This window comes from Duncaniella dubosii, assembly GCF_004803915.1.
In the GTDB taxonomy this organism is placed as follows: domain Bacteria; phylum Bacteroidota; class Bacteroidia; order Bacteroidales; family Muribaculaceae; genus Duncaniella; species Duncaniella dubosii.
The window spans coordinates 24,468-30,504 of sequence record NZ_CP039397.1 but is presented as its reverse complement, the minus strand read 5'-3'; the positions used below and the strand labels follow the sequence as shown (position 1 = coordinate 30,504).

The window sequence follows — 6,037 nt, the reverse complement described above, 5'->3', positions numbered from 1 at the left end:
TTATATTTCTATAATTGAAGCCAGCCTCGAGATTATATTCAACCAATTCTAATTAATCCCTATAACACCATTGCATGATACTAAATAGTTGATAAAATCAGAAACATCATAGGTTGAGAATGAGAGCTGACCATTGCTGTCAAGTATTGAGTAAGATATTACATCTTCAATGTCAAAGTAGGAGCTATATACTCCTTCAGTTGTACTAATATAGACAACGACAGGACGAGCAGGCATTCTTTGACCATCCTTATCTAGTTGTTGATTGTGATCTTTCGTCGGTTTCTGCTGCTGTTGTAATGTAACAGTATAAGAAACACTTGAGCTGTTGGCTGCAAGGGATAAGGGAAACGATGACATTACAAGAGTCATTATTAGCATTTGGATGTAATAAATGGTTTTCATGAAGTTTGAATATCTAAAGTGTTTTTTCCAAAATTAGCTATAAAATGTTGGCTAAGGACGAAAAATGATAACGGAAAAATGACGGAAATTCATCCGTTATCTTCCCGTTATCATCAATGGGGGGGGGGTAATATGTTTATAATGAGCGTATTATCGCATCAATAACTTTTGCTCCTTTTTTCTCATCAAGGATCTTCATACAGAGAGTTTCTCTTCTCGAAACAATAGCACCATTACTTCTACAAGTAATGTTGTCATCTTTGATGGTTTGATTCCACATTTTATAAGAAGAGCTGTATGAAGGTCTATTGTAGTTAAATTCCCTAATGTAAGTAGATTGAGATTTATCTTAAATTTAGGAGAACTAGATAAGACAATTTGTTCGATTTCACTCCAAAGAACATCACTCTCTTTTTATAGTTTTTCCCTCTTGAATGTATTCTTGGATTTTTTTGGTAGGCAATAGATTGTAAAATTATAGGGGAGATTGATGACTGAGCACTAGCACTTTCATATAAAGTTAAAAGTTCTTTTTTTAGGCATTCCCTAAGTTCTTGCTCTGTACTCTTAGGTGAATTATGTGTAATAACGGGAGCTATTTCTTCTGTTTGGTTAATAATTGTTTGGCCTATATCAGATGATTGTTTTAATTGACTTGTTACTAATTCAAGCTTTAGTTTTTCAATGTTAGCTAAAGCTTGTTGTAATTCAATGATATTGTTCTTACTTTTATTTTTAAAATAAAGAGATATAAGGACTAGAAGTATAGCTAAGAATATAAAACCGACTATCCAATTCTTTAGTATATTAGAAAGTCTTTCTGCTTTGGCTTTTTGGTTTTCATGTAACTGATAGTTGTAGAGACTCTGTTGGTTAATAGATAGTTGCATATTGTTCTCGTCATAGAAGCTCTCTAAAATGGTTCTATATTCGGAAATATATTGATTTAAAGTGTCTATCTCTATATATTTTCGTAGTTCTGGAGATAGTAGTACTTGATATCCAATTTCTTTGTGCGTTGGATCGTTATTTGAGATTAGATCTTTTGCATAAATATACGCTGTGTCGAGAATTCCAGCGTCTAAATATATATTAGAAGCATAGCCGAGAACACTATTGCGTACCATAGGTTTTACTTCTTCAGATGTATTACGAATATAGCTTAAAGCAGAATCAAGTTCTCCCTGCTTGTGTTTTACGGCAGCAAGATACATCCTTGATTTAGCCATATGATACGAAGGTTGATGAACACTAAAACCTATAGACTCTTTAAAATATTTTTCAGCTAGATCATAATTTGAGTTCCTAAGATACGTACCACCCAATAATTGTAACCCGTATATAATATTAGTTGTATCTTGAAGATGCCGATTTATTTCTAATGCCTCATGAATATAGGGTATTGCTTCATCATAAAGCGATAGAGCTGTTAGAAGCCTACCTGTTTGACTTAATATATTACATCTTAATTCTTGATTGCCAGAATTTGATGGCAAAGATTTAAGAGCATCCTGAAAATAGTGTAAAGAGGTAGGATAATCACCTAAATCACTATAAACTCTTCCGCCATAATACAATGCTTCTGGATAGCGTCCATTTTTCTGATGTTTAAATTCAAAATCAATGACTTTCAGAATGAGGCTATCGGAGGAATGTGTAAGATACGCTTTATCTGCTACTTTCACTGAAAGGAAATCGTAGTAATGTTTATCAGCGTCAGATAAAAGATCATAATTAATAGCACTCAACGAATCCCACGCTTCTTTGGGAGATTCAGACAATAAGCCTTCTACTCTTGAAAGTCGGAGATCTGAAGGCTTGTTGGAGCAGCAGGTAAAGGTTAGTGAGAGAATTAATAATAGTAATGTGCGTAGGATCATTGTTCTGAAATATATCCGAGGATAAAGTCCTCGATTACACTGGACATGGATTTGCCTCTTGTAGCACAGACGGCTTTGAAGCGAGATTGTAATTCTTGATCGATATTGAATGATGTTGGTCTCTTGTTTGATGTTTTTGTTACTGTCTCTACTGAGGTTGTTCCAGCGAGCATGTTGTCGATAGGCGATGGGATAGTTGCCGGTTGAGTCCCGTTTTGAGGCACTGTTAAAATTTTATTTTTAGCCATGATAAATGATTATTGATTTAGTGATTTCAATAATTAATGAAATATTGATTTTGCTAAATATTTATTTAGTAATTAGAGCTTGCTCTCAAGTTCGGTCACTAATGCTTGGAAATCTTTTGCTCCATTCGCTTCGGGGTTGAAACTGACAATGTCAGTAAAATCGAAGGCCGCTTTGGAAACATCATTATTTTTGCGGATAACCGTGGAAAGAACCCGATCTCCGTACTTAGATCTGACATCTGTTTCAATAGCTTCTGTCATGGTCTGTCCTTTTTCATAGATATTGAAGAAGATATAGTCAATATGTATGCCGGGATTCAGTACCTGCATTTTTACGCAAAATTGATCCATCATTGACAAACCGTAGTTTGACATGAGATCGGCCTTCATAGGCACTATTAATTTATTGGCGGCAGTAAGTGCGTTGATTGTAACTAATCCGAGAGCCGGAGGGCAGTCTAGAAGAACATAGTCGTAAATGGTACTGAATGGATCGAGAAGTACCTTTAGTACTCTTTCTCGGTTAAACATCATCTGTAATTCCAAATCAATTCCCGCCATATCAAGACCACTTGGTACAATATCGAGATTTTCACGGATTGGATAGATGGGAAGATTGAGCTGCTCACGAATTGCGTGGTAGATAATTCGTGGGGGAATGTTCTCCATGAAATGCCGGGTAAGATTGGCTTGGGTATCCAAGTCAACCATCAACACTTTCTTCCCTCTTGATGCCAATACTGCTCCGATGGATGCGACAGAGGCGGTTTTACCGACTCCGCCCTTATGATTGGCTATTGCTATAATTTTGGCTTTCATTAATGATGGGGTTAAGGATTATGTCTTAATTTGACACTGCAAAGATAATAATAATTATTGAATTACTGAAATAGTGTTTTACCATTTTAGTGTTTTCTACTAAGACTATTCTAATCATATGGGAAACAGCAGCTGTCGCTAATTATTGAATAATATAATTAGTGATAGTGGTAATTATTTAATTAGTGGTGAAATTTGGATTAATCCGAGGAATGTAGTATCTTTGCAAAAGTGTAAAAGAAATTTCATTGATAATATACGCCCCCCCACACTGGGGCACGAGGAACGAGTGCCCCTCTGTTCAAAATTTTAGATTATGAGTATAGATTTTAGTAAGGTTGACTTGAATAATTTTGATTTCGATACTCTTCCTGCGGATGAGTACCGGGAGTTTCTTCAGGCTTGGTCGGATTATCATGGTCGGCTGAACCGTATTTCTGTGGATGTGTTGGAGCAGGAGTTTGAGCGTAAATCCGATTATCTTCAGTGTGGGGAGCATTATGAATTGTCAGAGCTTTATCCTGATGAGTTTGTCGAGTTGTTGTTTGAGAGGAAAGCCTTTGAACAGGGTGAGGGGATTATTCCTTTTGAGGAAGTACAGAGTTATGAATACCAGTTGTGGTTGAAGCAGAAGATCCGGAACAAAGCTTTGAGGTCAGAGTCCTCCAATTCAGATGATGTACAGTCAGAGAAGATAGACTATAGTGGTTATCGTATGTGGAGATATAATCCTGTGGTCTTCTACAAGGATGGAAAGAAGAACAGACATAGGTTGTTGTTGAAGGATGATGGTGAGAGTCTGAGTTTCCTAAATGGGCGCGACTTTGCGATATTGTCTCCGGTGACTTATGTGGGACGTACCAACTCTTATAGGAACGCTCGGTTTCTTTATGCCTTTGCTATAGATCTTGACGGTGTGAGTATGCATGAGGTGAGGATGTTGTTGCGAGGTATGACAACAGGGGTTTATCCGGTTGCCAATATCATAGTCAATTCAGGGCATGGGATTCATGTGTATTACCTGTTGAAGCGTCCAATCGAAATGTTCGCTACTCGCCTTGATGCGTTGAATAAGATGAAACGAGGTTTGACCAAGATTGTGTGGCTCGTGTCAAAACTTGGTGCGGAGAGAGCGCAGGTTCAGAGTGTAGTGCAGGGATTCCGTGTGCCGGGAACCAAGACAAAGTTCGGCAAACCTATCCGGGCATTTTGGAACCGTTCCGCGCCCATGCACACGCCGGAGGAATTGAACAGTTTTTTAGGGCGTGCTTTCGGATTGTCTGATGAAGAAATCGGACAGTTGACAGACAAAACTCCGCATAATCCGTCCCGTGTGACGCTGAAAGAGGCGCAGGAACGATGGCCGGAATGGTATGCTTCACGTGTTATAGGACGCCGCAGGGTAGGCAAGAAGTGGCAACTCAATCGTGGATTATATGATTGGTGGTTGAATATCCTTAAAGACGGTCAGCAGGTGGAAGTGCATCATCGGTACTGGTGCATTCTTACATTGGTAGTTTATGCTGTCAAATGTGGTGTTTCCCGTGATGAAGTCCTTGCGGATGCTATTTCCTTGGTTCCGGCTTTTGACCGTAAGACTGAGACAGTGGATAATCCCTTCACGGAAGATGATGTTAAAGATGCCATGAGAGCGTATGACGAGGAATATAACAAGTGGCCGATTAGAGTTATTGAAACGACCACAGGTATAAGGATAGAGCGAAATAAGCGCAATAATAGAGGACGTGAGAAACATATTAAACTCATGAATTTTGTCAGGGATAATATCTCTTATCCTGATGGAAACTGGAGAGACGGTAGTGGGAGGAAAAAAGCCACTATCGATAGCAGTTCTCATGCTAGACTTGTTAAGGAGTGGCGTACTAAAAATCCGGACAGCAAGAATAAATCTTTGTGTGCCCGGGAAACAGGACTCTCCAGACCTACTGTTACCCGGTGGTGGGATTCTGTCGTGCAGGAATTACTAAACCACTAAAACAATAAAACATTAAATAAATAAAACAATATATTGTTTTATTGCTTGGCTTGCGAGTCCGTTTCATAGTTACCTTCAAGAACCATAACCATAGTATGAATGTTATTTGTAAGGAAAATATTTACGCCAGAATTTTCAGGTAAAATAATTTTCAGAAATATGAATTTTCAAAACAAATAACAAATGCTTTATCAATGGATGAAACAGAAGAAGAAAAGGTTGATCTTTTAGCAGTCAGAAAATCTTTTGAGAAAGATCCAAGAAAGGTCATTGAGATAGAGATGAACAAGGATGGCATATTCTCCGAGAGAACTATATATGCTATGGAAAACACATTGAATTTGAGCCTGCTTTCACCCCCTGAAGGCCCGAAGTTGGCAAGTGAGGCAGAGGCTCTGTTCGTGCTGTCAAAGCGCGGAACTGTTTTGGAAACAACAGAAGCTGATTTCATAGAGGGATATATCTCCCCTATGGTGTACCGATCTTCCTCGATGAAGTTCCCGCAGGTTCCAATCGCCCCGAAGTTCGTGAAGATGATCAAGGATATGAACGCCGGAAGTGGTGTCCCACACGCTACGATCACATCTACAATCAACAACATACTCGACCGCTTTTTCAGTGGGTATTTGCTTGTGAGTAACCGTGTCAAAATGGGATACGGCAAGGTCGAGGAATAGCACAGGTATCCT

At 38.6% G+C, this 6,037-nt stretch carries 6 protein-coding genes; 2 read left to right on the top strand and 4 right to left on the bottom strand.

Annotation, left to right across the window (positions count from 1 at the left end):
• Nucleotides 1–48: 48 nt before the first annotated feature.
• From E7747_RS16080 to E7747_RS16065, 4 genes are all read right to left on the bottom strand, one after another.
• Complete coding sequence (locus tag E7747_RS16080; protein WP_136417196.1) at nt 49–405, bottom strand: DUF421 domain-containing protein; 357 nt, start codon at nt 403–405, stop codon at nt 49–51.
• Nucleotides 406–749: 344 nt separating this feature from the next.
• Nucleotides 750–2,285 (bottom strand): tetratricopeptide repeat protein, encoded by a 1,536-nt coding sequence (locus E7747_RS16075; RefSeq protein ID WP_136417195.1) that lies wholly within the window; start codon nt 2,283–2,285, stop codon nt 750–752.
• On the bottom strand, nt 2,282–2,533 hold the full coding sequence (locus E7747_RS16070; RefSeq protein WP_136417183.1) for a plasmid partition protein ParG: 252 nt from the start codon (nt 2,531–2,533) through the stop codon (nt 2,282–2,284). The genes E7747_RS16075 and E7747_RS16070 overlap by 4 nt, the downstream gene beginning before the upstream one ends.
• 72 nt (nt 2,534–2,605) lie before the next feature.
• Entirely contained in the window at nt 2,606–3,352 is a 747-nt protein-coding gene (locus E7747_RS16065; RefSeq protein ID WP_136417181.1) for a ParA family protein, read from the bottom strand.
• A gap of 316 nt (nt 3,353–3,668) precedes the next feature.
• On the opposite strand from E7747_RS16065, the gene E7747_RS16060 reads away from it, so the two are divergent.
• Entirely contained in the window at nt 3,669–5,348 is a 1,680-nt protein-coding gene (locus E7747_RS16060) for a hypothetical protein (RefSeq protein ID WP_136417179.1), read from the top strand.
• A 194-nt stretch (nt 5,349–5,542) separates the two neighbouring features.
• On the top strand, nt 5,543–6,025 hold the full coding sequence (locus tag E7747_RS16055) for a hypothetical protein (protein WP_128708247.1): 483 nt from the start codon (nt 5,543–5,545) through the stop codon (nt 6,023–6,025).
• Nucleotides 6,026–6,037: the final 12 nt, after the last annotated feature.